This is a genomic window from Winkia sp. C0117E2, from assembly GCF_056590455.1.
In genome coordinates, this window is the sequence record NZ_JBWPWD010000002.1 from 106,134 (window position 1) to 133,004 (window position 26,871).

General features: G+C 56.5%; 24 protein-coding genes. 14 read left to right on the forward strand and 10 right to left on the reverse strand.

Translation table 11 applies throughout. The features are described 5' to 3' along the window. Window positions 1-151 precede the first annotated feature (151 nt). From AC1EKG_RS02915 to truA, 4 genes are all read left to right on the forward strand, one after another. Window positions 152-1,147 (forward strand): DNA-directed RNA polymerase subunit alpha, encoded by a 996-nt coding sequence (locus tag AC1EKG_RS02915; RefSeq protein WP_004805749.1) that lies wholly within the window; start codon window positions 152-154, stop codon window positions 1,145-1,147. A gap of 55 nt (window positions 1,148-1,202) precedes the next feature. Next, window positions 1,203-1,775, forward strand: coding sequence for a 50S ribosomal protein L17 (rplQ, locus tag AC1EKG_RS02920; protein ID WP_004805751.1), 573 nt, complete (start codon window positions 1,203-1,205; stop codon window positions 1,773-1,775). A gap of 95 nt (window positions 1,776-1,870) precedes the next feature. Further along, window positions 1,871-2,641, forward strand: coding sequence for an ROK family protein (locus AC1EKG_RS02925; protein ID WP_004805753.1), 771 nt, complete (start codon window positions 1,871-1,873; stop codon window positions 2,639-2,641). After that, on the forward strand, window positions 2,634-3,473 hold the full coding sequence (gene truA, locus AC1EKG_RS02930) for a tRNA pseudouridine(38-40) synthase TruA (RefSeq protein ID WP_102202036.1): 840 nt from the start codon (window positions 2,634-2,636) through the stop codon (window positions 3,471-3,473). Before AC1EKG_RS02925 ends, truA begins: the two co-directional genes overlap by 8 nt. Here truA and AC1EKG_RS02935 read toward each other — a convergent pair. Beyond that, complete coding sequence (locus tag AC1EKG_RS02935; protein ID WP_004805758.1) at window positions 3,470-4,681, reverse strand: hypothetical protein; 1,212 nt, start codon at window positions 4,679-4,681, stop codon at window positions 3,470-3,472. The two genes, truA and AC1EKG_RS02935, sit on opposite strands and share 4 nt — an antisense overlap. A gap of 90 nt (window positions 4,682-4,771) precedes the next feature. Here AC1EKG_RS02935 and AC1EKG_RS02940 point away from each other — a divergent pair, with 90 nt between their 5' ends. The 8 genes from AC1EKG_RS02940 to AC1EKG_RS02975 all read left to right on the forward strand — a co-directional run bounded on the left by AC1EKG_RS02940 (window position 4,772) and on the right by AC1EKG_RS02975 (window position 12,696). Then, window positions 4,772-6,139, forward strand: a complete 1,368-nt coding sequence (locus AC1EKG_RS02940; RefSeq protein ID WP_004805760.1) for a DUF4032 domain-containing protein — start codon at window positions 4,772-4,774, stop codon at window positions 6,137-6,139. After that, complete coding sequence (locus tag AC1EKG_RS02945; protein WP_004805762.1) at window positions 6,136-6,813, forward strand: glycerophosphodiester phosphodiesterase family protein; 678 nt, start codon at window positions 6,136-6,138, stop codon at window positions 6,811-6,813. The genes AC1EKG_RS02940 and AC1EKG_RS02945 overlap by 4 nt, the downstream gene beginning before the upstream one ends. Window positions 6,814-7,064: 251 nt before the next feature. Further along, complete coding sequence (locus AC1EKG_RS02950; RefSeq protein ID WP_004805764.1) at window positions 7,065-7,328, forward strand: DUF1540 domain-containing protein; 264 nt, start codon at window positions 7,065-7,067, stop codon at window positions 7,326-7,328. Between the two features lie 223 nt (window positions 7,329-7,551). Continuing rightward, on the forward strand, window positions 7,552-8,529 hold the full coding sequence (locus AC1EKG_RS02955; protein ID WP_004805765.1) for a siderophore ABC transporter substrate-binding protein: 978 nt from the start codon (window positions 7,552-7,554) through the stop codon (window positions 8,527-8,529). Continuing rightward, entirely contained in the window at window positions 8,529-9,527 is a 999-nt protein-coding gene (locus AC1EKG_RS02960; RefSeq protein WP_004805767.1) for an ABC transporter permease, read from the forward strand. Before AC1EKG_RS02955 ends, AC1EKG_RS02960 begins: the two co-directional genes overlap by 1 nt. Continuing rightward, window positions 9,524-10,483, forward strand: a complete 960-nt coding sequence (locus AC1EKG_RS02965) for an iron chelate uptake ABC transporter family permease subunit (RefSeq protein ID WP_004805769.1) — start codon at window positions 9,524-9,526, stop codon at window positions 10,481-10,483. The genes AC1EKG_RS02960 and AC1EKG_RS02965 overlap by 4 nt, the downstream gene beginning before the upstream one ends. After that, window positions 10,480-11,238 carry an iron ABC transporter ATP-binding protein gene (locus tag AC1EKG_RS02970; protein WP_004805771.1) on the forward strand — a complete coding sequence of 253 codons (759 nt, stop codon included), beginning with the start codon at window positions 10,480-10,482 and terminating at the stop codon, window positions 11,236-11,238. Before AC1EKG_RS02965 ends, AC1EKG_RS02970 begins: the two co-directional genes overlap by 4 nt. Before the next feature lie 66 nt (window positions 11,239-11,304). After that, the gene (locus AC1EKG_RS02975; protein ID WP_004805773.1) at window positions 11,305-12,696 is read left to right on the forward strand and encodes an amino acid permease; all 1,392 of its coding nucleotides are present in this window, start codon (window positions 11,305-11,307) and stop codon (window positions 12,694-12,696) included. On the opposite strand, the gene AC1EKG_RS02980 is transcribed toward AC1EKG_RS02975, so the two are convergent. Both AC1EKG_RS02980 and AC1EKG_RS02985 read right to left on the reverse strand, forming a co-directional pair. After that, entirely contained in the window at window positions 12,693-13,481 is a 789-nt protein-coding gene (locus AC1EKG_RS02980; RefSeq protein ID WP_004805775.1) for an alpha/beta fold hydrolase, read from the reverse strand. The genes AC1EKG_RS02975 and AC1EKG_RS02980 overlap by 4 nt on opposite strands. Then, the gene (locus tag AC1EKG_RS02985) at window positions 13,482-14,609 is read right to left on the reverse strand and encodes a 6-phosphofructokinase (protein ID WP_004805776.1); all 1,128 of its coding nucleotides are present in this window, start codon (window positions 14,607-14,609) and stop codon (window positions 13,482-13,484) included. Between the two features lie 181 nt (window positions 14,610-14,790). Between AC1EKG_RS02985 and AC1EKG_RS02990 the strand changes: the two genes are divergently transcribed. Further along, entirely contained in the window at window positions 14,791-16,212 is a 1,422-nt protein-coding gene (locus AC1EKG_RS02990; RefSeq protein WP_004805778.1) for a sodium:proton antiporter, read from the forward strand. A 64-nt stretch (window positions 16,213-16,276) separates the two neighbouring features. Here AC1EKG_RS02990 and AC1EKG_RS02995 read toward each other — a convergent pair whose 3' ends face one another. From AC1EKG_RS02995 to AC1EKG_RS03025, 7 genes are all read right to left on the reverse strand, one after another. Continuing rightward, complete coding sequence (locus AC1EKG_RS02995) at window positions 16,277-19,120, reverse strand: hypothetical protein (RefSeq protein ID WP_048707195.1); 2,844 nt, start codon at window positions 19,118-19,120, stop codon at window positions 16,277-16,279. 267 nt (window positions 19,121-19,387) lie between these two features. Beyond that, complete coding sequence (locus tag AC1EKG_RS03000) at window positions 19,388-20,782, reverse strand: GntT/GntP/DsdX family permease (protein ID WP_004805783.1); 1,395 nt, start codon at window positions 20,780-20,782, stop codon at window positions 19,388-19,390. 21 nt (window positions 20,783-20,803) lie between these two features. Next, a complete protein-coding gene (locus AC1EKG_RS03005) occupies window positions 20,804-21,316 on the reverse strand; it encodes a gluconokinase (RefSeq protein ID WP_004805785.1) in 513 nt (170 codons plus the stop codon). 58 nt (window positions 21,317-21,374) lie between these two features. Beyond that, the gene (locus tag AC1EKG_RS03010; protein WP_004805787.1) at window positions 21,375-22,532 is read right to left on the reverse strand and encodes a pyridoxal phosphate-dependent aminotransferase; all 1,158 of its coding nucleotides are present in this window, start codon (window positions 22,530-22,532) and stop codon (window positions 21,375-21,377) included. 20 nt (window positions 22,533-22,552) lie between these two features. Further along, the gene (locus tag AC1EKG_RS03015; RefSeq protein ID WP_004805788.1) at window positions 22,553-22,900 is read right to left on the reverse strand and encodes a DUF488 domain-containing protein; all 348 of its coding nucleotides are present in this window, start codon (window positions 22,898-22,900) and stop codon (window positions 22,553-22,555) included. Window positions 22,901-22,911: 11 nt separating this feature from the next. Next, window positions 22,912-23,391 (reverse strand): GNAT family N-acetyltransferase, encoded by a 480-nt coding sequence (locus AC1EKG_RS03020; RefSeq protein ID WP_040314868.1) that lies wholly within the window; start codon window positions 23,389-23,391, stop codon window positions 22,912-22,914. Window positions 23,392-23,482: 91 nt separating this feature from the next. Continuing rightward, window positions 23,483-25,504, reverse strand: a complete 2,022-nt coding sequence (locus tag AC1EKG_RS03025; protein WP_160309227.1) for a bifunctional metallophosphatase/5'-nucleotidase — start codon at window positions 25,502-25,504, stop codon at window positions 23,483-23,485. Window positions 25,505-25,707: 203 nt separating this feature from the next. On the opposite strand from AC1EKG_RS03025, the gene AC1EKG_RS03030 reads away from it, so the two are divergent. Next, window positions 25,708-26,499, forward strand: a complete 792-nt coding sequence (locus tag AC1EKG_RS03030) for a hypothetical protein (RefSeq protein WP_004805793.1) — start codon at window positions 25,708-25,710, stop codon at window positions 26,497-26,499. Window positions 26,500-26,871 lie beyond the last annotated feature (372 nt).

The following is a 26,871-nucleotide window of genomic DNA, read 5'->3' on the forward strand; positions in this document are numbered from 1 at the left end:
CGTCCGGCCTGGTTCTTCGGAACATTGGCCTAACGCTGAAACAGGGAATAATCCCGCACTCGTTTCACAACAAAAGAAAAGCCGGCCCCCCGGGGTCGGACGGAATCCTGGCTGACGTCATATAGCGGGCGTCGGAAAGAAAGGACAGATAGTGCTTATTGCACAGCGACCGAATTTGACCGAAGAGGTAGTAAGCGAACAGCGTTCGAGGTTCACCCTTGAACCGCTAGAGCCTGGTTTCGGTTACACGCTGGGCAACTCCCTGCGTCGTACCCTACTTTCGTCCATTCCTGGTGCGGCGGTTACATCCATCCGCATCGATGGAGTGCCGCACGAGTTCTCAACGATTGCTGGCGTTAAGGAAGATGTTGCCGAAATCATCCTGAACATCAAGCAGATCGTGCTTTCGTCTGAAAATGACGAGCCCGTAGTGATGTACCTTCGCAAGGCTGGCGAGGGCGTTGTTACCGCCGGTGATATTACGCCTCCTGCCGGTGTGCAGATCCACAACCCGGACCTTCACATCGCCACCCTGAACGAGAAGGGCAAGCTAGAGGTCGAGCTGACCGTCGAGCGTGGCCGCGGCTACGTTTCTGCCGATCAGAACAAGGACCCGGATGCAGAAATTTCTCGCATTCCGGTGGATTCGATCTACAGCCCCGTCCTGAAGGTCACCTACAAGGTTGAGGCTACTCGTGTTGAGCAGCGTACCGACTTCGACCGCCTGATCGTAGATGTCGAGACCAAGCCGGCTATTAGCCCGCGCGATGCTCTGGCTTCTGCTGGTAAGACCCTGGTCGAACTATTCGGGCTTGCCCGTGACCTCAACATTGAGGCCGAAGGCATTGAGATTGGTCCTACCCAGACCGACGCCGAACTGGCTGCCGATCTGGCAATGACCATCGAGGATCTGGACCTGCAGTCCCGTTCCTACAATGCCCTGAAGAGGGAAGGCATTCACACTGTTGGCGAACTGGTTGCTCGCAGTGAAGCCGACCTGCTTGACATCCGTAACTTCGGTGCGAAGTCTATCGAGGAAATCAAGGCGAAGCTGGCTGAACTGGGCATGGTCCTGAAGGACTCGCCTATGCCTGCCGGCGGTTTTGACGGAGAAAACGCAGGATCCATCCAGTTCAGTGACGAGTAGATTCGGCCTAGCCGACAAGCTTTGATCTAAAAATTTATTACCTAGGAGTACTAAGATGCCTAAGCCCACTAAGGGCCCCCGCCTGGGAGGCAGCCCCGCTCACGAGCGCATCATCATCACCAACCTGTGCCGCGAGCTCATTGTCAACCGTTCCATCGTCACCACCGAGGCCAAGGCCAAGCGTGTTCAGCCGGTTATCGAAAAGCTGATCACCAAGGCTAAGCAGGGCACCGATCACGCCCGTCGCCAGGTGTACTCGAAGCTGCGCAGCCAGACTGCAAAGCGCAGCGCCAGCTATGTGGATTACACCTACGAGCTGTTCGACGTAATCGCCAAGGAAATTGATCCGGAGCGCGAGGGCGGCTACACCCGCATCGTGAAGCTGCCGGCTCGTCGCGGCGACAACACTCCGATGGCCCAGATTTCTATCATCACCGAAAAGGTGCAGAAGAAGGCCGTCGTAAAGGACGCCACCAAGACTGCTGAAAACGCAGCCAAGGAAGAAGAAGCAGCCAAGGAAGAGGCAACTGAGGCAAAGGCCGAAGAAGCCACTACCGAGGAAAAGGTTGAGGAAGCTAAGGCCGAGGCCGAAGCTGGCTCCACCGCTGCTGAGGCTGACGAGAAGTAGCCTTTAGATTTCCCGTATTAGGGCCGGTACCGAAAGGTGCCGGCCCTAAACGTTTTTGGAGCGGCGTGCCGACCTGGCCGTTATAGGGTAGGCGTATGAGTTTGCGAAATTCTGGGCCGGTTACGCTCACTATCGATTGCGGTGGGGGTGGGATCAAGGCTACTGCTCTGGACAGCCGGGGAACGGCTTTAGCTACGCCTGTGCGCACCCCAACCCCTTATCCCTTGCCGCCGGAGTTGATGACCAAGACGGTGGCTGATCTGGCGGCGGCATTGCCTAAGGCGGACCGGATCACCATGGGTATGCCCGGGATGATCCGGCACGGGGTAGTGGTGGCCACCCCGCATTACGTCTGCAAATCCGGACCGCGCACGCGCGTACTACCCGAGCTGGTGGAGCAGTGGCACTTCTTCGATATGGCACGGGCACTGCGCGATGCGTTAGATATGCCCGCTCTGGTACTAAACGATGCGGAAGTGGCCGGCTATGGGGCTATCACCGGCAAGGGACACGAAGTCATTTTGACGCTGGGCACTGGCCTGGGCAGCGCCATATTTGATGGCGGAACACTTGCGCCCCACATAGAATTCTCGCAACTGCCGGTCAAATGGGGCCTTACTTATGATGATTACCTTGGCGAGCACGAGCGGCTACGCCTGGGGGAGGTGCATTGGTCCAGACGGGTACGCAGGGCGGTAGAATCGCTGCGGGCCGCGATTATGTGGGACCGGCTGTATATAGGCGGCGGCAACGGTGCTCACATTACCGACAGGCAGAGGGGGCTAATTGGCTCCGAAGTGGTCATTGTTCCGAACGATGCCGGGGTCTTCGGTGGAGTACGCGCGTGGGAGTTCCAAGATGAGTAGACGACTGCGCTTGGATATTGCCTATGACGGAAGCGATTATTCCGGATGGGCTAAGCAGCCTGGGCTTCGCACGGTACAGGGCGAGGTCGAAGACGTGCTTGCGATGATCTTTCGCATCCCGTGCCAGCTGACCGTGGCAGGCCGAACAGATAAGGGCGTGCACGCGTTAGGGCAGGTGGCTCATGTAGATGTCCCCGCCGAGGCTTTTGAGAGGCTGGGTCGAACCGGAATAGAGCGCCTGGCTAACCGGATGAATAAGATTCTGACTTCTAAGTCACCGGATGGAAAACCAGCACAGACGGTTATTAAGGGGGTCAGTGCGGTTAGCGATGACCTTGACGCGCGTTTTTCGGCCACTTATCGCCGCTACATTTACCGGATTGCCCCTACGGTGTCATCTTGGATCCCAACTAGGACGGATCTGTGGCGGCTTGGGGCAGCGTTGGATCTTGCGGCTATGGGCCAGGCAGCTGCTGGGCTACTGGGCGAACATGATTTTCTGTCTTTTTGTAAGCCGCGTGAAGGGGCTACAACCATCCGGACGCTTCGAAATATCTACATCAGCCAGGTGGGTCGGATCGTAGAGATTGAGCTAGTTGCTGATGCCTTCTGTCACTCGATGGTGCGGTCTATCGTGGGGGCTCTGGTGGCTGTTGGCACTGGCAAGCACGGACCAGATTGGCCCGCAGTGCGACTGGCTGAAAAATGTCGGGGTTCTGAACCGCAACTCGCCCCCGCCGCGGGCCTTACTTTGGAAGAAGTAGGGTACCCGGACGAGGGCGAATGGGCAGTTCAGAGCCTAAGGACTAGGCGGGTGCGATCGCTAGACTAGCGACCTTCGTGGCGCTTTTTGCGTTGCTTCAGATACCCCGACAGGCCTAGCTGGGCAAGGGAGTCCAACACTAGTGCTGTACCAATCCCAGCTCCGGCTTTTAGCCAACCGGATTTGCGACCTTTTGAACGGAAGGCAGTAACTAGTAGTGCGGTACCTGCCGTTGCCTCTATCCCGGCCCATGCTCTAACAATCCAGGGCTTGTCTAGGGCTGCAGTGTGGTAGGCGCTCCACAGTTTAGAACCGGATTCCTCGGGCTTATCTAGCATGATGTCTACTGAGCTCCCTAGGGCGGAGCCCCAGGAAGAGGCTTCGAAGACGGCCACGTCGGGAAGGTCGGCAACCTGGACGTCCCCATCTAGGTAGTCGCCCAAAAAGTCTGGCAGGCCTAGCGCAGCGACCATCTTCTTGAATCCCTCGGTCCCTGAGGTGGCCAGCGCCCGATCCACGTCGTCACGATCTGCTAGCGGGTTTATCTCTGCTAGGCGGGCGGCCATCTGGTCTTCTCCGAAGTGTGCCCGGACAGCGGCTAGGAGACCGGCGGGGGCCTGGTCGTTCCAGCTGCCTACAACAAGGGTGGTATTCATTTGCCACGAATGGAGGAGCAGGGATTCTGACGGAATGTGGTCCCGCTGCTCTGTAGGGGCCTCTACTCCTGCTAGCCGGTGGTCGTCGTTGGAAGCATACAGCGCGATGGCGGGTAGCTCGGAGACCATTACGCCCGAGACCACGTCCTCTTCTGTACCCGCGTAAATAACGGCGCGCATACCTTCACCAAGCTCGACGCTGCCCACGTCGAGGCCCTCGGCGGCGGCAATGAAGGGTACCGAGGCGGCGGGCATCTTCGTTATTTCGACTACCCGTACTTCACCTTGCTTGGATTTTTCTGGATCCGGGAAAGAGGTGCCTTCGGGAACCTTGTCGGCGCTGGTGTTTCCGATCCACACCTCGGCGTGGAATTGCTCTGCCAGCTTTTCCGTGACCTCGGCTAGGTCCATTCCCGCCTGCAGCGAGGTCTGCTGCTCGCCCACGACGGCGACCTTTTCATTTTCATCAATGAGGACGGTAAGGCCTAGCAGGTGCGCCGTGTTGGGGTACCAGTCTAGTTCGGCAACAACACCCATATCGGCTAGCGATTTGGCAACGTTTTGCGGATTTAGTGAAGCGGCAACCAGTGCGCCCTCTTCGGGAATCCAATTAACAGTCATGGCACTCCTTATGGTTTTGCATACAGTTTAGCGGTTTTCCATCAGCGCGGGGGTTAGCGGATTCACAGGTGGGGTGGAACAATAGTTTTTATGGCAGAAAGTATCGAGATCACCGCGGCGGCGGTAGACCCCGCCCTTCTTGATTTGCCATGGGAGATTCCCCTGGCAGAATGGCCCTCTGAAATTCTGGCGGCGTTGCCCAGAGGCATTTCCAGACACGTGGTCCGATTCGTCAATCTGTCCGGGCGCATTATCGCCGTAAAAGAAATAAACAAGGACATTGCCTATCGCGAATATGGGCTGTTGCGGGATCTGCACCGGATGGGGCAGCCCGCGGTGGCTCCGACAGCAGTGGTAACGGGTCGTGAAACCATGCGCGGCAAGCCGCTCACCTCGGCGCTAGTCACTGAGCATCTGCAGTACTCGTTGCCTTACCGCGCCCTGTTTAGCCAGACCGTCCGCCCTGACACCACCTGGAGACTGATCGATTCGTTGGCGGTGCTGCTGGTTCGCCTGCATCTGGCAGGTTTCTACTGGGGGGACGTGTCACTTTCCAACACGCTGTTTAGACGCGACGCAGGTGCCTTTGCGGCCTACCTAGTGGACGCCGAGACAGGTGCCTTGCATGGATCTTTGACGGCCGGGCAACGATCCTATGACCTAGATCTGGCGCGCACTAACATCATCGGCGAGTTCATGGATTTACAGGCCGGCGCGTATTTCGATGAATCCTTGGATGTGGTGCAGATCGGTGAACGGCTGGTAGACCGATACGAATCGCTGTGGACGGAGCTAACTGCCGAGGAATCTTTCGACCGGGAGGAACGCTGGCGCGTGGAAGGGCGCATTTCGCGTTTGAATGACCTTGGCTTTGACGTTGGGGAACTGTCCATGACTCGAAGCGTGGACGGGCAGAAGCTGACGATCCAACCAAAGGTGGTGGACGCAGGCCACTATCACCGCCAAGTTATGCGTCTTACCGGGATGGACGTAGGGGAGCGGCAAGGTCAACGGATCTTGAACGACATGAAGACGTTCCGGGCGATGAATGACATGGAGGATCAGCCTCCAGAACTGGTAGCCCACGTATGGATAGACAAGGTGTTCAACCCTGTCATCAACGCTATCCCGCCCGAATACAGGTCGAAGCTGGAACCGGCGGAAATATTCCACGAGGTGCTGGAGCACCGGTGGTTCATGTCCGAACGCGTAGGCCATGACGTTCCCATGGACGAGGTCGTGGATTCCTACATTTCCGAGGTGCTAGCTAATCGCCCGGACGAAAAGGCGGTCATGGGCTTTGTGGTAGATGGCAGCGAAACTCTAGATGAACCGGATGCGGACAGACGCGACGTGACAGACATCCACGCCCTCGCTAGTGACGAGGACGATTACGAAGAGGAGTTCGTGCCCACCTACCGCCTATTTGGGCCGCCCCCAGAAGAGGAAGAGGAATGATGCGAAAGTTCGCAATGCGGGGAAGGAGCGCTCTGGCTCCCGAGAATACGATTGCAGCCTTTGATGCAGCGGTAACTAGAGGGGAAGGATTCAGCTTTGATCTGCGCATGCTTGCAGACGGCACCCTGGTTGCCATGGCTGATAACACCTTCGACCGCACTACCAATATTTCCGGACCACTCAGTAGCGGATCCTACGCAGACGTGCGCAGGGCGGACGCGGGGGCCTGGTTTGCGCCTACTTTCCGTTTCGAACGCATCCCCGAACTGGCCGACATTATCGCTTTTATGAACAGGTGCTCTGGGAACGGGCTTGCCTTGGTGCATCCCGATGGGGACAAGATTGTCCCTGCCATTGCCGCCGCAGTTGAAGAATTGAAGGCAGGTCGGCTTGTACTGTCGAGCTATTCGCCCTCGCTAATTGCCGAAATTGATCGGGCGCATCTTTCCATTCCGCTCGCTCTTTGGGCCGGTCCTGATTGGAAAGAGGGCGTGGCCGAGTGCGGGGGAGTGCTACAGAGTGGAGGCGCCCTATCTGCCGTGATCTTGCCCGCGGAGGTGCTACGGGAAGAAGACGCCCATGAAATCGAGGCAATGGGATTAGAGCTGTACCTGGTCGGGGATGACACACAAAAAGCGGAAAAACTTGGCGCAAAGGGAATAGTAAGCGAGTAGAAAAAGCATCTACTAAATAGGATAAGGCAGAGTTTTTAAATATCGTTTAGGAACTAAAATCCGCGCATCTGCCACTTAACTTAGGCTTGCATTAGTGAGGAAAACCTATTCAGCCTACAAAATAAAAGCCCAGGTCAGAGGCGTAAAAATGGCGATGGATTGCTCCGAAAAGCATTCGCTTGTGCAGAAAAAATAATTGTCGCATTTGTGGGCATACTGAAGGCGTCAAGAACTTCTGAAAGGAAATTGAAATGTCCGCTCCTACAATTGCTTCCTGCGCCGCCACTGACTGCTCCTTTAACCGCGGTGGTTGCGCTGCCCCTATGGTCACCATGGGAACCAAGGCCTGCGTTACTTTCATCGACCTGGACAAGAAGGGTGGGCTTCCCACCATGAGCTCCACAGTCGGTGCATGTAAGCGCGCCGACTGTGTGCATAACCAGGATCTTGTTTGTGACGCCTCTGGCGTAAAGGTTTCTTCTGATGAAACTTGTCTAACCTTCGAGGCTCGCTAAAACCTCCCTCGAATTTCCGCCCTCCCTGGCCGGCTGGCTGGGGAGGGCGTTTTTGTGTCCTGACTAGCCATGTTAGCCTCTGGGCAGGATTTGTTGCCGCATAAAAAATGCGGATTTAGCGGCGGCAGAGCTGTGAGCAGCGCGAGTGAATCCTTCAGGGTTGGCTAAAGGGTGGCAAATACGTTAGGGTTGCCTTGCCTAATTGATCTGAGGAAGGATTGAGATGCGTAAAATCGCAACCGCGGTAGTTGCCTTTGCAGCTGCAGCCGCAATGATGACGGGCTGCTCCAGCAATAACTCCGCAGAAGAGGCAAAGGACGCCTCGCCTAGTACGCACAGTGCTTTCCCCACCACGGTGAAGCATTCTTCGGGAGAAACAAAGATCGAGAAGCAGCCTGAGCGCATTATCGCCCTCGACATGGCTGCCCTGGACACTGTTGACGCTTTGGGAGCGGGGGACAAGGTAGTAGGTACCGTAACCAAGTCTGTGCCTAGCTGGTTGAAGGATAAGTACAAGGATGTTGCCTCGGTAGGTTCATTGAAGGAACCAGATGTGGAGGCTATTGCCAAGCTCAAGCCGGATCTGCTGTTGATCGGTGCGCGTACTGCTTCCATGTACGGCGACTTGTCGAAGAACTTCACCACGGTGAACGCGGATGTGGACTGGGAAAAGCCGAACTACTCGAAGCAGGTTGAGGACCAGGTCCGCCAGATCGGGCAGGCCGTTGGCAAGACAGATCAGGCCGAAAAACTGGTTCAGCAGATCCAGAAGAAGGTAGATGACTACAAGGACACTGCAAAAGATAAGGGTACCGCGCTCGTCCTGATGGCTAACGAGGGCGAATTGTCCGTGCACGGGCCACAGTCACGCTGGGCCCCGATCTACGACGTGTTTGGTTTCAAGGAAGCCACTACTGACTACAAGCCCGACGAAGGGCACAAGTCCAAGAAGATTTCCTTCGAGGCCGTAAAGCAACTCGATCCCGATTACATCTTTGTTGTCGACCGTGCGAAGGCCATCGGTAAAACCGAAGGATCGACGCCTGCCGAACAGTTGATGGACAACGAACTAATCAACTCGACCAAGGCCGCAAAGAACAAGCACATTGTCTACTTGACGCCAGAACGCTGGTACATCGTCATGTACGGTGCCACTAACTACCCGGCGGAACTGGACGAGATTGCAGACGTGATCAAATAGTGGCTGTATTGCAAGATAGAAACCCCACCGAGCCGCATTACGCATTGTGGCTCGGTGGAGCCGTCTTAGCTGTACTAATACTGACGGGCGTTTCGGTAATTACCGGTGCTGCGGACATGTCCATAGCAGACGTGCTTACTGGGCAGGCCGACGTTGACGAACTGATGGTCCTTACCGTCTCGCGTCTGCCGCGCACCCTCGCACTGCTGCTTGCTGGCTCGGCAATGTCTGTTGCCGGCCTGGTGATGCAACTGATGGTGCAAAACCGATACGTTGAACCGGCAACCACAGGGGTTACTGAATCGGCCGGCCTGGGCATCCTTGTTGCCGTACTGTTCTTCCCCGGACTGCCACTTTGGGCCAGAATGCTGGTAGCCGTTGGGTTCGCTCTACTTGGCACCGTACTACTCATGTGGCTCGTATCGTCATTGCGGTACCGCGACCCCATTGTGGTTCCTCTCTTGGGCATCGTCTTGTCGGGGATAATCGGAGCGGCTTCCACCTTCTTGGCATGGCAATTCGAAATGCAAGGAATGCTGAACCTGTGGTTGACCGGCGACTTCTCTGGAATTATCAAGGGTCGATACGAGCTCTTATGGCTAGTGCTTGCCATGTGCGCCCTCGCCTATATCTTTGCCGATACCTTTACGGTGGTGGGACTTGGAAAGTACTTTTCGAAATCCCTAGGCGTGAACCACCGCCTAATAACCGCCCTCGGACTAGCGATCGTAGCAACCGTTGCAGGCGTGTGTACCGTAGTTTCTGGCACGCTGCCGTTCCTGGGCCTGATAGTGCCCAACCTGACCTCACTAATACTTGGTGACTACATGCGCCGCTGTCTGCCCCTGGTTGCACTTGGGGGAGCCTTCTTCGTGCTAATTTCCGACATCATCGGCCGCACCCTCATTGCCCCAGCAGAGATCCCCGTCGGCGTAGTCATGGGTGTAATAGGGGCCGCGATCTTCATCGCCTTCCTTCTGAAAACGGTGAAACGGTGAATAAACGCTACGAGAAAACAAAAAAGCGCATCGCGATCTCCTGCGTCGGCGCGGTAGCTGCCTGCATCTTTTTCGCCCTCTACGGGGCCATTGGCTTCTGGAGCATTATCGGGCCGCTCCGCCTAGTGCGCCTTGGAGCGCTTCTGACGGTTGCGGTAGCGCTGGCAACCTCTACTGTTGTATTCCAGGCGATCACCCAAAATCGCATTCTTTCGCCAGGTGTAATGGGCTTTGATTCAATGTACGCACTGACGCTAACTGCGGGGACCCTTGCGCTCGGGGCAGCGACACTAAACCGGATCCCCGCACCTGCTTTATTTGTCGGGAACGCCTTCATCATGATGGTGGCAGCAACAGCCATGTTCATGGCACTGATATCGAAACAATCACGGTCACTACACCTACTAGTTCTTGTGGGCATCGTGATGGGCACCCTGTTCCGCTCCCTGTCAGCCATGATCGGATTCATCATGGACCCGAACGAACTGCTCTCGGTGCAGGTTCGCACCACCGCGTCGTTTGCGTTGGTAAACCAAGAATCCTTGGCGCTGGCGGCCCCCATTACCGCCCTCACATGCATATACATCTGGCGCAAGAGCCCCACCTGGGATGTGCTTGCCTTGGGCCGCGACATTGCCGTGGAACTAGGCGTGCCCTACCAGGCAGAAATGCGGAAGGCGCTCGCGGCCTCCGCTCTGCTGGTTGCCTGTGCTACCGCCTTAGTTGGGCCGCTGATGTTCTTTGGACTGCTGGTCGTAAATATCGCCGTGTTCCTGGTGCGCTCGGACAAGATCAAGCACCTGATTATTGCCTCCTCCGCCCTCGGAATCGTGATTCTGGTGGGTGGGCAGGCACTCCTTGAACACGTGCTCAATTACGGTACAGTGCTGCCGGTGCTCATCGAGCTGGTTGGCGGCCTAGTCCTGCTAACTCTTATATATAAGGAGAGCCAATGATCGAAATCGATTCGCTCACCCTCTCGTACGGGGCCAAACCGGTAGTGGAAGACCTAACACTTACGCTTGCCGAGGGCGGCATCACGGCCCTCATAGGCCCAAACGGAGCAGGAAAATCCACTCTGCTAGCGGCCGTTGGACGCCTGCACCCCATAGAGAAGGGGACCGTCGCCATTGATGGGCGAGAGCTGGGGCAGTGGCCCACCGGGCAGCTGGCCAAAGTGCTCGCCATATTGCGGCAAGAAAACCATCTTGCAGTGCGCTTGACCGTGGAAGAGCTGGTCATGCTGGGGCGGCATCCGCACAACGGCGGCAGGCCCCGGCCAGAGGACCACGATAAGGTGGCGCAGGCTCTGCAAACAGTGCAAATGACCGATTTGGCGAATAGGTTCCTCGACGAACTATCTGGCGGCCAACGCCAGCGATCCTTCGTAGCCATGGCCCTAGCCCAAGAAACCAAATATCTACTTCTAGATGAGCCCCTATCGGCGCTAGATATGCACTACAGCCGGGAAATGATGCGACACCTGCAACGTGTGTGCAAGGCTCGCGACCTGGCCGTTGTTGTCGTAATTCACGACATAAACACGGCCGCTACCTACGCGGACCAAATGGTCGCCCTCAAAGAGGGAAAAGTATGCGCACAGGGGACCCCAACGCAGGTCATGACCGCCTCAACCCTAGAAGACATCTACGACGTGCAGGTAGAAGTGACAACCATGTCGGGAAGACCCGTGGCAATGCCCATACCATAAGAATTCCTTATTGCATGCTCCTTTCGCTAATATGGCTGGGTAGAAAAAGCAGTAGAAGGAATGGCGATGGCTGAGAGAACCCAACTGGAACGCCGTCTCACCAGCCCGCAAGTGGCAATGATTGGCCTCTCGGGTGCACTTGGTACCGGCTTATTCCTGGGATCAGGATCCACTATTGCGCTCGCGGGCCCCGCCACTGTTATCAGCTATGTGATCGCTGGAGCATTGGCGTTAGAGATCGTGTGGGCGCTGGCCGAGATGGTATCTGTCCACCCGGTCCCCGGCGGGCATGGAGCGGTAGCTGGTGCCTATCTGGGGCGTATGGGTGGGTATATCGCGCGGTGGAACTTCGCCATCCAGTCCTTCATTGCGGTGGGGGCCGAGGTCGTAGCCACCGCAACGTATCTGCAGCACTGGTTTCCGGGGCTAAACCTAGGGGTAGCTACCGTGTGCTGTTCGGCCTTTGTGGTCGGGTTGAACTTGGCCACCGTGCGATTGTATGGGGCTAGCGAATACTGGTTCTCGATGATCAAAGTGGTGGCAATCAGCGTATTTATCCTGCTTGGGCTTTCGCTAATCCTATTTGGGTGGCCCTCGCACAATCCGCCCACCGGCCTGTCCCACCTAACCCAGCACGGTGGTTTTGCGCCCGCAGGCATTAGTGGCATTCTTCTTGCGGCCTCCACTGCCGTCTTTAGTTTCGGGGGAATCGAAAACGTATCTACCTCGGCGGCAGAGTCGGAACATCCGGAAAAGGACATTCCTAGAGCAGCTGGGACAATGATATGGCGGTTACTGCTGTTCTACGTGCTGGCCGTAGGAGTCGTTGTGGCGCTGCAACCGTGGACGGCCACGGCAGCCAGCGACGGCACAGTGGAATCCTCCCCGTTCGTACATGCTCTGGATAATGCTGGCGTGGCCGCTGCCGGACACATCATGAACGGCGTTCTGATCGTGGCGGCGCTGTCCGCTGCAAACGGGTGCCTGTATGCGTCCTCGCGCATGTTCCACTCGTTGGCCTTGGATGGGATGGCCCCCGCCTTCGCAAAGAAGACTTCGCCCTCTGGATCGCCGCGCGGAGCCGTATTGCTGGCTTCCACCGGCATGGTGCTTGCCTCCTTGCTGGCCATTTTCGCCTCTGCTGAGGCCTTCAACTACCTTATGGGATGCGCAATCCTAGCAATCTTGGTCACCTGGGTGATTATCCTGGCAACCCACCTCAAGTTCCGCAAGAAGAGGGCGGGGAAGCCGTCCGGTCCGGCGCGGCTGTGGGGCGCGCCGTACACGAATTGGATTGGCATCGCCACCTGCGTAGCGATCTTCATTGCCTTGCACTGGCAGATGCCGGTGGTGTGGATTGCCGGTATTCCGTATCTGGCCCTGCTGTGCGGGTCCTACTTTGTGCTGCGATCTTTCCGCTATATTCCCAAGCCTGCCAAATTGCCGGAGGGACACTAGCGAAGAAGGCGAAGGCTAGCCTGCGCAAATAGGTCGTCCAGGGCCTGTGGCTGTCCATGGCCCATGCCTTCTACAAGCTGCAGATTCGCGGTGGGAATAAGGTGGTGCAGACGTTTCCCCTCTGCCGGGGAAACCACCACGTCGGCAGTGCCGTGAATGATTTCGGTGGGCACCCCAATCTTGGAAAGATCCTGCGCCCAGGGTGCCTGGACTGCCATGGCTTGGCGTTGGCGTTCCATCCCTTGCCAGCTAACGCCGCGCCGCCAGTTTTCCCTTGTGAGGGCGTCGAGCTCGCCCTCGTCCCACGGATAGGCGCTGCCCGCGATTGCCCGCAGGTTCGGTTTGTACCAGGCGCGGTAAGTGGCTTCGTCGGAAAAAGGGGCCGGAAGTGGGGCGCCCAAAGGGCGGGGTGAACTGAAAGTGTAGAACAGCCCCAGGCCGCTAACATCGGCGGGGTAGTGCAGGGCCAGCAGTTGGGAGATGGCTCCCCCCATAGAACGGCCGGTAACTACCGCGGGCGAACCGAAATAGTTGATGAGGGCGTGCACGTCGCGCACCATATCCATCAGCGGGTAGTTTTTGCTCATCCGAGTAGACCGGCCCACGTCGCGGTTGTCGAATCGCACGACGTGGGTACCCGCCTTCGCGAGCCTTGCGCAGTAGCTGGCTGGGGTAGAGATGAGCTGGGCTCCATGGCCCTCAATATTTACTATGAGCGGATCCCCGGGAGTTCCGAAGCTATCCACGCATAGGGTGACCTCACCCAGCGGCAGCAACTGCTCCATTTAGTCACCTAGGCAGGTGCCGACGTGCCTTGCGGCACTAACCCACGGGTGATCCTTTGGAACTGTCTTCAGATTTCCGGCCACGTCCTTCAGCGGCACCGCCTTGGCAGACTGACCCTTCGCGGCAACGGTAATGCCGTACTTGCCCTCAGCCACAAAGTCAGCGCCAGCGCCACCCAGAAGTGTGCCCAGCAGCCGATCCTCTGCATTTGGCGTACCGCCGCGCTGTACGTAGCCGAGGACGGTGACTCGAGCTTCCAAGCCGGTAGCTGCCTCCAGCTGCTCGGCGAGCTTCAGCGCATTGCCGCGGTGGGCCGCCTCCAACATCGAGCGGTGCTTCTTGGCAGCCGCCTTAGCATCCGCATTGGAGGCGCCGTCGATCAGTGCTTGCGCTGCAGCGTAGTCCGCCGCATCGGAAATTTCGCGGGCGCCCTCGGCAATGGCTACTACCGAGAACGGGTGTCCGCCCTTTGCGCGCTTCGAGATGGAAGCTGCCACGGAGTCAATGGAGTAGGGAATCTCGGGCAACAAAATAATATCGGCTCCGCCCGCAATACCCGATCCGAGTGCAAGCCAGCCTGCCTTGTGACCCATAATCTCGACAACAATGATGCGGTGGTGGCTGTGCGCGGTGGAGTGCAGTCGGTCGATGGCGTCAGTGGCAATGCCCAGCGCGGTAGAAAAACCAAACGACGTGTCTGTGTGAGCGATGTCGTTATCAATAGTCTTGGGCAGGTGAATTACGTTTAGACCCGCCTTCGACAGGCGGTTGGCGTTCTTCGCTGTGCCGCCGCCGCCAATCATGACCACACCATCGAGTCCGTTCGCCTCGCAGTTTTTCAAAATGGTGGGAATCATGTCCTCTTTGCCGTTGCCCACGTCCATCTTGTGCGGCTTGTCCCTAGAGGTGCCGAGGATTGTGCCTCCGACAGTCAAAATTCCAGAAAGTGTTGCCGAATCGATTGGAACCGTCTGATTCAGCGCCATGCCGCGAATGCCTTCGCGAAAGCCCACCAGTTCCATGTTGTGGTGCCCGATGGCTGCTTTGCCAAAACCGCGGATTGCCGCGTTTAGTCCCGGCGAGTCCCCACCGGCAGTAAGAATTCCGATGCGCTTTTTCTTGGACATGCTCTTCCCCTTCGATGGACCAGGTTAACCCTACCGTACGGAAAAGATTGGTGGTGGGCGCAAAAGTGGCCCGAGAAAGCAAAGTTGCGTCCTTCTCAGGCAGGAAAATACGGTCTTGTTCTGCCCAAATGGTACTCAAGATTCGCTCCTGACTGAAGGTAAGGTTTAGAGTGCAAGAGTGATGACTAATACTGTTCCCGCATGGATGCTCATCCCCTTCGTGGCGATGCTGCTATCCATCGCTATATTGCCCCTTATCCCAGCTACAGCAAAACTCTGGGAAGACTGGCGGTTCCAGCTAGCCATCGCCCTAGTACTAGGTGTTCCAGTTGCGATCTACATGGCCATCCACTTTGGCATGGTGGCGGTCGCCGACACTGCTTTCGAGTACTTCCAATTTATTGCGCTGCTGTTCGCCCTCTTCGTGGTGTCCGGCAGTATCTTCTTGGAGGGCGATATTCGTGCTACGCCAAAGAACAACTCCATCTTCTTAGCTGTTGGCGGCGTGATCGCTTCCTTCATTGGCACTACCGGTGCAGCAATGCTGCTGATTCGGCCGTTGCTGAACGTGAACTCGGAGCGCAAGCACAAAGCACAAACCGTAATTTTTACAATTCTGATCGTTGCGAACAACGGTGGGTTACTGACCCCACTCGGTGATCCGCCACTATTCTTGGGATTCCTGCGTGGGGTGCCCTTTACTTGGACCTTCCACCTGATTCCCGAATGGTTCTGCATCAACGCACTGCTGCTGATCACCTACTTTGCGCTAGACACCCGGGCTTACGCTAAAGAATCCCCCGAAGACCTGCGGATGGACGATACGAACATCACGCCTATTAGGCTTCGTGGTGCCATCAACTTCATTTTCTTTGCCATGATCATTGTGGCCGTTGCGGTTGTGCCTTCCATGAATCTGGAAGCTATCCAGGACGGAAGCGCCGCCTGGCACGAATATCTGCCGCTCCGAGAAATCGTCTTCTTGATAGCGGTTATTGGTTCGTTTGTATTCGGCACTAAAGAGATCCGGTACAAGCTCAACGAATTCACATGGGCCCCGATTGTCGAGGTCGCAGTCCTGTTCATTGGCATCTTCCTAACCATGATGCCGGCACTAAAGTACCTGGCACAGATTGCACCTAAGCTACCGTTGAACGAGATCACCTTCTACGTATTTACCGGCGGGCTGTCCTCGTTCCTAGACAATGCTCCTACCTACCTAACCTTCTTCGAGATGGCATCCCAGCTCGATGGAGGAGCCAAGGTAGCGGGCGTACCAGAGGCTTACTTGGTTGCTATTTCACTAGGCGCCGTAACTTGTGGGGCTATGACCTACATTGGCAACGGGCCGAACTTTATGGTCAAGTCCGTGGCTGAAGAGCAGGGCGTGAAGATGCCTTCCTTCGGCGGCTACATCGGTTGGTCACTGCGCTACCTGGCACCGGTCCTGGCAGCAATGGTGCTCGTGTCCATTGCCGAGGGAGTCGTAACTACAATCATCGGCTTGCTATTAGTTATAGCCGTGCTAGGAGAAGCCACGTGGATTATTGCCCACTCGCGCAAGAGTGAAAATCACCAGTTGCTGCGTGAAGGCAAATTGTAAACAGAAAATAATAGTTGTGGGATCTGCCCTCCGGCAGATCCCACAACTATTTAAAGGTGCGCAGTTAGCTGTCCTTGCGTCGCCGCAAAGCGAAGCCGGCGCCTATCGACACCAATGCGCCCGTCACCAGGGCGGCGGGGGCCACGCCTGTACGAGCTAGAACTCCCGGTTGGCTCACCAGGGCATGCCGTGCTGGAGTAGCAGAAGCGGAGGAAACAGCTTTTGTCTTGGCAGTTGCCTTTACCGTGGCACGCTTCCCGCTCTTGTCAATGGCCTTGCTCTTACTCGGGGTAGTGACGATGTTGCCACCGGTCTTGCCCGGGTTGGTGCCGGCTTTGTATCCAGCGGAGTGACGGGGCCTCTCAGACTTCTTCGTATTGCCTTCAGGTGCCTTGGGGAAGTTCTTCCCGTTTTCTTCGTCCTGCGGAGCTGAGGGCGCGGGTGCAGGCGTGGGCGTGGTTGAGGAAGCCAGTTGAAACCGTAGTTTCAGATACTGCAGGTGGGCCTGGGCTCTTTCAATCTTTGCCGGCAGCTCTTCTTTGATGGAGGCCAGTGAGGCTACCTTCTCTTGGATCACTGTAAGCGCCTCTTCAGCTGCTTTCAGCTTGGCCTGAGCTGCCTGTGGGGTGTTGGCTGCCAGGCCCGTCAGCTTCTGTTTGGCGGAGACTACTGCCAGGAGAGTCTTTTCCAGCTTGGTTTGGGCTTCCTTTAGCTTCTGGGTGTTTTGCGCCAGATCTACTGCCGCCTTGTTTGCTTCTCCGATTGCTGCTTCGGCGACCGAACTGGCCTGGGCCAACGCTGCCTCAGCTCGCCCCTTGGCTTCGCTGGCTCGCGCAAAAGCTTCTTGCGCGCGGGCAAGTTCTGCCTGGGCCTGCTCGTAGTCTTTCAGTGCTTGGAGGCTTTCAGCTAGCTTTGCTTTGGCATCCTGGAGCTCTTGTTGGGCGCTATCGACCCCTTGGGAGGCAAATGCTGCAGCTTGGTCCTTCTGCGCCTTGCCGGCTTTAGCTGTTTCGAGCTTTTCCTGCGCGGCAGTTGCTGCAGTAGCTGCTCCAGTCTGGGTTGCGCGTGTGTCGGCTAGATCTGCTTCCTTCTTTTGCAGGTCAATGGCTGCCTCTTTGGCTCGCACATCCGCTTCAGTTGCCGCATGAGTCAGGGCCTCGACCTCCTTGGCCTTTGCGGCGAACGCATCCTGACTGGTCTTTAGTGCCTCTGCAGCCTTTAGAGCTTCCTGATGTGCGGACTCGTAGAGCGATTCAGCTTCTGTGGGGGTGTTCGCCCTGTCTGCCTCGGCCTGGGCCTGCTCGACCTCTGCGGCGGCATCGTTGAAGTCCTTGCAGTCCTTCTTATACTTCTGGTCTGCCTGTTCCGCGCTTTGTACAGCTTTAGTGTGGGCGGCAGAAGCAGCACTATCGGCAGCCTGCAGCCTGGCCAAAGACTCGGTCGCCTTCCCATAGGCAGGCTGAAGGGCAGCAAGGCGTGCTGCTAGAGCATCTGCCGCCTTCGCAGCTTCGATTTGGGTAGCGGCAGCGGCTTCGACCTCGCGGTGTTTAGCATCGGCTGCGGCTGCTGCCTCATTGAACTTGCGCTGTGCGTCAGCTAGCGCTTCTTTGTCGGTCGGGTTAGTCGCGTCCAAGCGTGCCTTTGCGTCGGCCTGTTTGGCGTTTAGCTCATTCGCTTCGTCTTCGAGTGCGCTAACGTGAGAGAGTTGCGTTGCCGCATTCTGCTTCGCCTGCTCGTGCTGGGACTTTAGCGAGTCGTGACTGGCAATAGTATCCTGTATTTCTGCCAGAGCCTGCGCCGCGGACTCCTTTTGCGCGCTAGTAGATGTAAGCTCTTTGCGGGCTTCTTCGAGGCGGCTGCGGGAGGCCATTTCAGCCTGGCGTGCTGCTTCTAGGTTCTGCTGCTTTTCCTTCAAATTTGCGGTAGCTAGCTCCACCGCCTTCTCGCGGGCTTTGCGAGCTGCGTCGGCCCCAGCGCTTGCCGCCTCTTCCTTCTGCTTGGCTTCCTTGGCTGTCTTCTCTAGCTGCGCAGTCTTACCTTCTTCTGTCTGCGCTTCAGCCTTGCCCTGCGCTAGAGCTGCCTCTTTTTCAGCCTTATCGGCCTTGGCTGCCTTATCCTCGGCGGCGGCTGCCGTCTTGCGGGCTTCGGCACGGGCTAGTTCTTCGTTCTGCTTTTCCAACTCGGCTTTCGTCGTGGAAACGGCCGCTTCTGCATCTTTGAGGGCGGTTGCCGCCTTGTCTGCCTCAGCTTTGGCACGATCATTTGCCTTGGTAGCTTCAGCGAGGGCATTGTCCTTCTTGGCTACTTCGCTGCTGGCCGCTGCCTTGTCGCCTTCGAACTTTGCCAAGTCCTTGTCCGCGAGCTTCCCTTCTGCCTGCTTTAGCGAGTCGGAAGCCTGCGACTGCGCGCGGTCGGCTTCGTCTCGGTCGTTCACAGCTTTGGCAACGTTAGTGGCCGCCGCAGCTACCTTCTTCTGGCTATCGGCTGCCGCATCCTTATAGGCCTTGGCTGCCTGTTTGAGGGCCTCTACTTGCAAGTTGGCCTGGTGAGCCTCTTGCATTGCCTGCTGTAGGGCTGCCTGCGCCTGCTGCAGGTCCTTTTCGGTGGCAGCGGGCTTATCTAGTTCTTGCTTTGCGAGGGCGACCGCCTGGTTGCGCTGTTCGAGTTCTTTCTGTGCATCCTTTAGCTGGGCTTCGTTGTCTTCCTGAGCTTTGCGCAAGGAGGCCAGGTTTGCTTCGGCCTTTTCAACTTGTTCGCGCAGTTCTGTTGCGGTGTTTGCGTCCTCGGATGCAGTATCTGCCTTTGGTGGGGCCGGCTGCGGTGAGGGATCCGCCAGGGCAGTGGGGCTAAGGAGCGATAAAGATGCTCCCACTGCCAGGGCGGGCACCACGAGTTTCGAGGGGTTCATTATGAGCCTTCCGGTTAAAACCTGCTATTACAAGATAAAAAGATTACAAGGATCGCGTTTGACAGGTAACCCCTTTTAGCTGCAAATACAGTTTTCATGGAAAAGTCATAGGAAACTGACCTGCAACTGACGAAAAGCCGTTAAAACAGCTGTGACCAGCAATAATAGAAGAAAAGAAAAATACGCGCAAAATTCACATAAGAATGATGCGCGTATTTTCTATATTTGGCCACTATTTTTCATGCATTGCCAAATGTTGTCTAGGGGTTATATTCCCAGCGGTATTGCTATTAGGAGTACGCATAGCAAACCGACCACTGACAAGATGGTCTCCATAAGCGACCAGGTCTTGAAGGTTTCACCCACGGTCATCCCGAAGTATTCCTTTACCAACCAGAAGCCCGCATCGTTTACGTGCGAGAGGAAGACCGAGCCTGCACCGATAGCCAACACTAGGAGGGCGGTGCCGGCGGGGGAGAGGTGGGCGGCCATCGGGGCCATGATTCCGCTGGCGGTAATGGTGGCAACCGTTGCCGACCCGGTAGCGAGTCGGACTGCAACCGCCACGATCCACCCGGCGACCAGCACGGGCATGCCGATGTTTTGGATCCACTGGGCAATCACTTCGGCGATGCCGGATTCAACCAGGGTCTCCTTGAAACCGCCGCCTGCACCCACGATCAATAGGATCGATGCGATGGGGGCCAGGGACGAGCCGACGATGGAATTGACCTGACCAGCGCTGCGCCCGGTAGCTCTGCCCAGCACGAGCATTGCATATAGAACGGTCACTAGCAGGGCAACCACGGGTTCGCCCAAGAATTCGAACACTTTGTAGAAAATAGAGCCATCGGCGTTGGGCATTACCATTTCCACTACGGTCCTTGCCAGCATCAACACGACTGGCAGTAGCACGACTGAGAGGGCGACCCCGAAGGAGGGACGGTCGTGCTCAGTTTCCGTTTTCTGCCCGTCGCCTAAGAGCGCGCCAGCCTGCCGGGGTACCCAGCGAACCATGAGCCGGGCGGCTAGCGGACCCGAGATGATGACGGTAGGAACTGCCACTAGCAGTCCCAAGCCCAGTGTCAGGCCGATGTTTGCTTTGAAAGCGTCGATCGCAATTAGCGGCCCGGGGTGTGGGGGAACCAGGCCGTGCAGGGCGGATAGGCCTGCCAGTGCGGGGATGCCTACGGCGATCACAGGCATCCTCGCCCTGCGCGCCACCAGCATGACTACCGGGATCAGCAGTACGATACCGACCTCGAAGAAGAGAGGGATACCGATCACGAATGCCACAAAAGCCATCGCCCACGGCAAGGCATTAGTGGACGTGCGGTCCAATACCGTGTCGACGATCTGGTCAGCGCCGCCGGAATCTATCAGTAGCTTCCCAATAATTGCGCCGAACGCAATCAGTACGCCCACCCCGCCCACAGTAGAGCCAAGCCCCTTAGTGAAGGCAGTAAACGTATCAGTGAGCGGAATCGCTGCGATCAGCGCAAGAACAACGCTTCCGAGCGTCAGTGCCAGGAAGGGGTGCATCTTCCGCCAAACAATCAACACTACGATCGTGGCGATACCCGCCAATGCCGCGATGATCAGCTGGGGAACATTGCTAGTATGTGCAACCGTGTCGCCAGCGGCAAAGAGTAACGTATTCATTTGTAAAACTTTCTAATTCAGCTAGATTAAGCCGCGCTCGCTTAGCCCGTCTTCAACGGCCTGCAAGGTTTCTTCTTTTGTACCGAGGGCGGACACGGTAAAGCCATCTTCGCCCTCTTCAAGGTCTTCAAGCGTGTCGAACTGGGAGCCGAGCATGCCCGGCCTCATGAAGTGGTCCCGCTTTGCCATGCGTTCTTCGATGACCTCCGCCGGGGCCTGCATGTGCACAAAGCAGACCCTTCCGGGGCCATTGCGGAGCAGATCGCGGTAGGAGCGCTTCAACGCGGAGCAAGTAACGATGGTGGAAGAATTCTGCTCAGAATTCTTGTCCATCCAGGCGCGCAGCTTACGCAACCACGGCCACCTATCCTCGTCAGTGAGTGGATGACCAGAGCTCATCTTCTCGATATTTGCGGCTGGGTGAAAATCGTCGGCCTCAGCCTCGGGCCACCCCAGTTTTGCCGCAAGGCCTTCGGCGGCAGTTGTTTTCCCAGAGCCTGCTACGCCCATAAAAACTAGATGGATAGGATCCATGTATTCCTCCTCGAATAGTTAGCCCTGCAGCACAATTTACTATCTTCTGCCCAAAAGATTAAAAAAGCGTGGCTTCTACCGCGGTATCAATCCGGGCAATAACGCTCTCTGCCGCAGCCGCCATCACCTCTGGCTGCAGCAAAAGCGAAATGCTTAAAAACCCGGCCGTGGGCATGTCAAAGAAATACCCCGGTTGGGCACTAATAGCCGCGTCCCTAATCAAAGAAGTGACTAGTTCGTCCTCGTCAATCCACGCTGGGAAACGCAACAGCGCACTCCAGCCTCCCTCCGGCTCATAAAGATCCATAACCCCAGTACGCGAAGCCGCAACACAACTGCGCAACCGCTGCAAATTCTTGCGAAGACGATCCCGCACCGTCTCAATCTGGGAGCCGATAGCATCCAACAAACTAGGCAGCTGAGCCGTAATCAGGTCACTCATAGGCAGATAGGCGTCGGCTATCTGATCCAACTTCTCCTGCGCCTGCCGAACCAGCTCATCCGGGCCAGATACCTCCAGCCAAGCAACCTTCGCATGGGGTGCCGCAAGATTCTTCGACAACCCGTCGAGGGCGAAAGTGAGCACGCGCTCTTCGCCGGCCAAACGCTCGCGGAAAACATTCGAGAGGGCGTAGTCAAAAAAGACCTCGTCGGCAATTAGCGGCACGGAGAAGTCGTGGCACAGTTGGACCATGCCCGCCCGTTCGTCGGGGCGAAGATAGGAGCCAGTAGGGTTATTCGGATTGATCACTACCAGTGCGCTTGGGGTGCTGGTCTGGAGGTGTTGGCGCAGTTGCCCCACGTCAGTCAGCCAGGCGCCGTCCCAAGACAAAAAGTAGTTGTCCACTTCGACCGCTTCTAACATAGCCAATTGGTCGACCATGGGGTAGCCGGGGCGAGGCGTCAGCACGTAGTCGCCCGGATCGCAGAAGAGCTTGAGCAGCCACGCGTAGCCCTGGGAGGTGGAACTGAGCAGGTAGAGGCGATCGGGATCGACCTCGCGACCGTCGCGTTTGGACAAAAAATCGGCAAGCTGTTGGCGCGCCTGCGCGCTTCCGCGCGGATCTGCTTGGTAGGTGGTTGGCAGAAGCGCGGGAGCTAGCCCGTGGCGGGTGGGGTTGGAGTCAGAGAGGTTAGTGACGGGTCCGGTTGCCGCTCGCAGTGCCAAGGTGATCAAATTCGGTTGCGATGCGCCTACCCGCGTGGAAAACTTCATGAGCCAATATTAGACGCGACTTAGATACAATCCTGAATCGCCTTGGCTAGGACATGCGCGTGAGAGGTCGCCACGTTCCGAGTTGCAACCAGCAGTGTAAGGGCGCCGCGGGAGGCTTTCTGCGCGAGCTCCGCAAGCTTTGGGTTGCCATCTAATTCGGCGTGGTAATTGGCGGCAAAGCCGGTGTCAGTGATGCGGCCCGAATGCCAATCCTTGCGCAGGGAGGACGTGGGCGTTACATCCTTAGCCCACTCATCCATTTTGAGAGCGTCTTTGCGTACCCCGCGCGGCCAAAGCCTATCTACTAAGACTCGGTATCCGTCCTCGGGGGAGGCGTCTTCGTAGACGCGTTTTATCCGAATACTCACCGATTTTCTTCCTAACTGGTTTGCTTGCCCTCGCCGCAATACCTCATATACAGCAGTGGGAATGGGCGGCCGTCCTCGTCTAATTCGCTACGCTTGTAAACGCGAAATCCGTGGTGGCAGTAGAATCTGCTCGCATCTGGGTTCTGCTCATTCACCGTCAACTCGGTGACGCCAAAGTCCGCCATTGCCAGTTTCAGTAGCCTCGTGCCTATTCCCTTGCCGCGCGCAGGAGCCGCAAGGAAAAGCATCTCCAGGCGGTTGCCCTGTACGCCCATGAAGCCGACTACTCTTCCGTCAAGGGAAGTAGCAAGCACTAAGTGTTCTAGAGCAGTAAACGCCTGCGGCAGAACAAGCCTGATTTGGGTGATGTCGGCCTCGGTAAGGAACAGGTGGCTAGCGCGAACAGAGGATTCCCACACCTCGGTTAGCTCGGCGATAAGTTCCTCGGTTCTTTCTGCCGCTGGCACTTGGACCACTGCTACTTCTTCCATGCCCTCAGCGTAGTGGGGCAGGTCCGGTGGGACAATTGCGGCAGCTGCCCTATAGAGAGGGCGAGCAAGGTCCGGAAATGGCTGGCGCGGATTAGCCTCTCTTTCTTTGGAGGAGCACTAGGCCACCTGTGCTGAGAGCGGTTGCCAACGTAGCAGCTGCGAACAGGGAGATGCCTGTACCAGCGAGTTCTTTTGCGCCTGCATCCCTCTTCTTAGCTTTCCTATGCTGGGTCGGCCTACTGGAGACAGATGCAGGTTGATCGGCGTGGTCGGCGGGGGAAGGCGGCGTTGGCTTCGAAGCTGCCTGCACGTAGAGAGGGTAGGTGACTTTATTGACACCAAATTGCAGCTCCAGCGGGTAGTAGCCGCTCTTTTTCACCTGGGGCACAGTGAAGCTCACCCGCGAGCGCCCTGTTTCGTCCAGGCTTTGCACAACCCGGTTGTCGATCGGGGCAGCGGCCACCTGCTTGCCCTGAAATTGGACAGTAACCGTGTCCGCGTTTGGTTCGTCAGTAGTCCACGAGAGCGAGGAGAGGCCCAGCGTAACTTTCTGGCCGGCTTTGAGGTTGCGCGGCCCAGTAATGCCAACCGAGCCTTGCGACTGGGAGACGGCGTAACCGGGGTGGGCAGCCAGGAAGTGATTGAAAGCGCCCAGGTCATTGATGCCGGGCAATTGGGCGAAGTTAGTGCCTTCTTTCATGACCGTGTAGCCGTCCCCGCCGTTGAGCAGGAACGTTCCACCTGCTACCCGCAGCTTCGAGGTGGTGTCGCCTCGGTCAAGTTTCTTCTTGTCTATATAAATATCGATTACTTTGGACCCTAAGTTTGGGCTTGGGTCGTAGGTGTAGAAGAAGTTGTTAGAGAAGGCCAGTTTCAGCATTGGGCGGGAGGCGCCCTCGGGCTTCCACTGCTGTTCTACGAGCTTGTAGACTTGTGCTGGAGTTAGGTCGATGGTGCCCATGTCCCCGTTGAATGGCTGTACGTTGTAGGACTCTTCGACCGTTACGATGCCGTCGGAATTCGCATCTAATGAGGGCGTGCGTAGGCCGCCCGCATTCATGATCGCGAACGAGGGAGTGGCGCCCTCGCCTTTGGCGTACTGATAGAAACCCTCTGCGATTAGATTGCCCAGGGTGGACTCGGCGCCGCGATTTTCAGTTCCTTCCGGATCACCTTGGACACCACGTTTCGCGGCGTTGGCTATGGTTCCAACCTTTTCTTTGCCTAGTTCTTTTGCCTGCGCGGTGGCCTGCTGCACCATGGGCAGAATTGTCGCGTCGGAAGGGACAGAGGGATCCTTCGTGGCATCTTTGATGGTGCGCATCTTTGAATTGGCAGCGATGACCTTCCTGGTGCTGGCATCTACAGACAGCTCAATGTCTGCAAGGAGTCGTCCGAAGCAATCGGGCTGCACAACGGGGGCCCCGGAGGCTGTTTGCGTGGTCTTATTGGTGTGAGTATGTCCTGCTACCGCTGCGTCCACGTTGGCGCCCAATCGGGCTGCAGCGGTGTAGTCCTCGTGTAGTAGTGCAACTACAACGTCTGCCTCGCCATTGGCATCATCGCCATCCTTCAAGGCCGCAGCGGAATTGTTGAGGGCGGTGACCGGGTCGCTAATTGCAAGCCCCTCTAGTCCTGCTGGGTTAACCAGGTTCGGCAGATCGGCGGTGGTCGCGCCGATGAAGCCTACTCGGATGCCTTCCTTGGTTGTTTTGATCTTGTAGGGGAGGACCTTTGAGGTATCGACCCCGGAAATATTGGAGCCAACGAAGTCCCAGCCCACCTGACCTAACTGCCGACTTACTATGTCTGAATACCCGGCATCGAATTCGTGGTTGCCGAGCGCAGAAACTTCCAATCCCAGCTTCGTCAGGATTTTCATGGTCGGTTCGTCCTTAGCAATAGAGGAAACGTAGGTAGATCCTCCAACTGAGTCGCCGGTGGAGACAAGGAACGTGTTGGGGTTCTGAGCGCGCATACGTGTGACCTGCTCGGACAGGTTAGGAGCCATCTCGATGTGACCGTGAAAATCGGTGATAGCTGCAATGCTAATTTCTACTTGGGCTGCCGCACGAGCCTGCGGGGCAGAGAGTGTAAACAGCGAGACCGCCATTGCGAACAGTATTGGTAGGTAGGATGCCCTGTGCTTTGGCCGAAGCATAGCCCTCTCCTATGACGTTGATGGAAGCAATAAAGACTGCTGCCAATGTAATGAGAGAACGTAAATAGGCGGTGAAGTAAGGTTTATCTGTGGGCTAAGCAGGCACAAATTTTTGCATTGCTGCAGACCGCATTGTTGGATGAAAACTGCATCAAGTGGGCCAACCTGAAAGCCGCCTAGCGATTTTGTCAGAGGAAGCCGCAGCCCAGTTTTCCCGTGCTGCGCAACCCGCCACCAAGGACGGTGGCACGACCAAAGGAGTAGAAACACCGAAGTTTCAAAAGATTGTAAAAATGACGACTGCCAGCTTATGTGTGCTATGCGTACCACTGTCGGCAGCAGGGGTGGCGTGCGCAGAAGATCTTAGCGACTTGCGTTCAGCATCAGCCGCTCCCTCACAGTTAACTCTCCGCACTTCTAATTTCAATACCACAAGGCGGGACGATTCACTTACGGAAGCTGAAATTGAGGAATTCGCCGGTGCCGCAGCGGATAGTTTTGTGGTTCTATTTCGTGATGTCATCAAACATGATGGAGCGAAGTTCGTTGTAGATGAAAGACTGGCTGCTGAATATGGTTTCGGAGGAAGTTCTGAGCAGCTTGCTCTTATCGTTAACTCACTAAATGGAGCTGCCGACAATCCGTATGTTGATGCGCAGTCGGATCGTAGCTGGGGCTCTTTCGGGTCATGCGTAGTGACGGGAGTCCTTGGTTTTTCGCCCTTCCAAATCGACTACAACCTATTGGGAAAATACATTTACGAAAAGTCTTGGAAAAAAGTTGCTGATTTACTTAAGCGGTACGCCAAGAAAGAAATCGCCAAAAAGAGTGGCAATATTGTTCTTAAACAAATCATTAAGTCAACTCCAGCGGGGTTTGCTGCATGGTTAGGTGTTTACGCTGTTGGATGCGCCGCAAAAGAGGCGTGGAATTGGTGGGAAGTATAATGCCGCGTACTATGCGCGAACTGGGGGTCAGCTTACTAATTTTTACGCTGGTGGTTTGCCTATTTTCTTTGTCGATGCTAATGTTTTTCCCTTTACGTACGGTACTGAGTATAGTTGTTCCATCACTGTTGCTTGGTGTGTCAGTTTTAGGTGTTGGGTATTTTCGTCGGAAAAAAGGAATTGATGAATAACTCCATTTCGGAGCGGCTCAGCCGTGACTAAGATCGGAAACGCTGCAAGTTTCGGCAGGTGACGCAACTCCTGTAATAAACATCCCTTCACCGTCTTCTACATACGCGGCAGAAGGTTAAATCCTTAGTGCTCTAGGGGGCGCGATGCCGAATGAGCCTAGATTTGCCTGGGCGCAGTAAT

Coding starts and splice junctions, on each gene's coding strand:
- rplQ (WP_004805751.1), top strand. CDS start 1,203: ATGCCTAAGCCCACTAAGGGCCCCCGCCTGGGAGGCAGCCCCGCTCAC.
- AC1EKG_RS02925 (WP_004805753.1), top strand. CDS start 1,871: ATGAGTTTGCGAAATTCTGGGCCGGTTACGCTCACTATCGATTGCGGT.
- truA (WP_102202036.1), top strand. CDS start 2,634: ATGAGTAGACGACTGCGCTTGGATATTGCCTATGACGGAAGCGATTAT.
- AC1EKG_RS02935 (WP_004805758.1), bottom strand. CDS start 4,681: ATGACTGTTAATTGGATTCCCGAAGAGGGCGCACTGGTTGCCGCTTCA.
- AC1EKG_RS02940 (WP_004805760.1), top strand. CDS start 4,772: ATGGCAGAAAGTATCGAGATCACCGCGGCGGCGGTAGACCCCGCCCTT.
- AC1EKG_RS02945 (WP_004805762.1), top strand. CDS start 6,136: ATGATGCGAAAGTTCGCAATGCGGGGAAGGAGCGCTCTGGCTCCCGAG.
- AC1EKG_RS02950 (WP_004805764.1), top strand. CDS start 7,065: ATGTCCGCTCCTACAATTGCTTCCTGCGCCGCCACTGACTGCTCCTTT.
- AC1EKG_RS02955 (WP_004805765.1), top strand. CDS start 7,552: ATGCGTAAAATCGCAACCGCGGTAGTTGCCTTTGCAGCTGCAGCCGCA.
- AC1EKG_RS02970 (WP_004805771.1), top strand. CDS start 10,480: ATGATCGAAATCGATTCGCTCACCCTCTCGTACGGGGCCAAACCGGTA.
- AC1EKG_RS02975 (WP_004805773.1), top strand. CDS start 11,305: ATGGCTGAGAGAACCCAACTGGAACGCCGTCTCACCAGCCCGCAAGTG.
- AC1EKG_RS02980 (WP_004805775.1), bottom strand. CDS start 13,481: ATGGAGCAGTTGCTGCCGCTGGGTGAGGTCACCCTATGCGTGGATAGC.
- AC1EKG_RS02985 (WP_004805776.1), bottom strand. CDS start 14,609: ATGTCCAAGAAAAAGCGCATCGGAATTCTTACTGCCGGTGGGGACTCG.
- AC1EKG_RS02990 (WP_004805778.1), top strand. CDS start 14,791: ATGACTAATACTGTTCCCGCATGGATGCTCATCCCCTTCGTGGCGATG.
- AC1EKG_RS02995 (WP_048707195.1), bottom strand. CDS start 19,120: ATGAACCCCTCGAAACTCGTGGTGCCCGCCCTGGCAGTGGGAGCATCT.
- AC1EKG_RS03000 (WP_004805783.1), bottom strand. CDS start 20,782: ATGAATACGTTACTCTTTGCCGCTGGCGACACGGTTGCACATACTAGC.
- AC1EKG_RS03005 (WP_004805785.1), bottom strand. CDS start 21,316: ATGGATCCTATCCATCTAGTTTTTATGGGCGTAGCAGGCTCTGGGAAA.
- AC1EKG_RS03010 (WP_004805787.1), bottom strand. CDS start 22,532: ATGAAGTTTTCCACGCGGGTAGGCGCATCGCAACCGAATTTGATCACC.
- AC1EKG_RS03020 (WP_040314868.1), bottom strand. CDS start 23,391: ATGGAAGAAGTAGCAGTGGTCCAAGTGCCAGCGGCAGAAAGAACCGAG.
- AC1EKG_RS03025 (WP_160309227.1), bottom strand. CDS start 25,504: ATGGCGGTCTCGCTGTTTACACTCTCTGCCCCGCAGGCTCGTGCGGCA.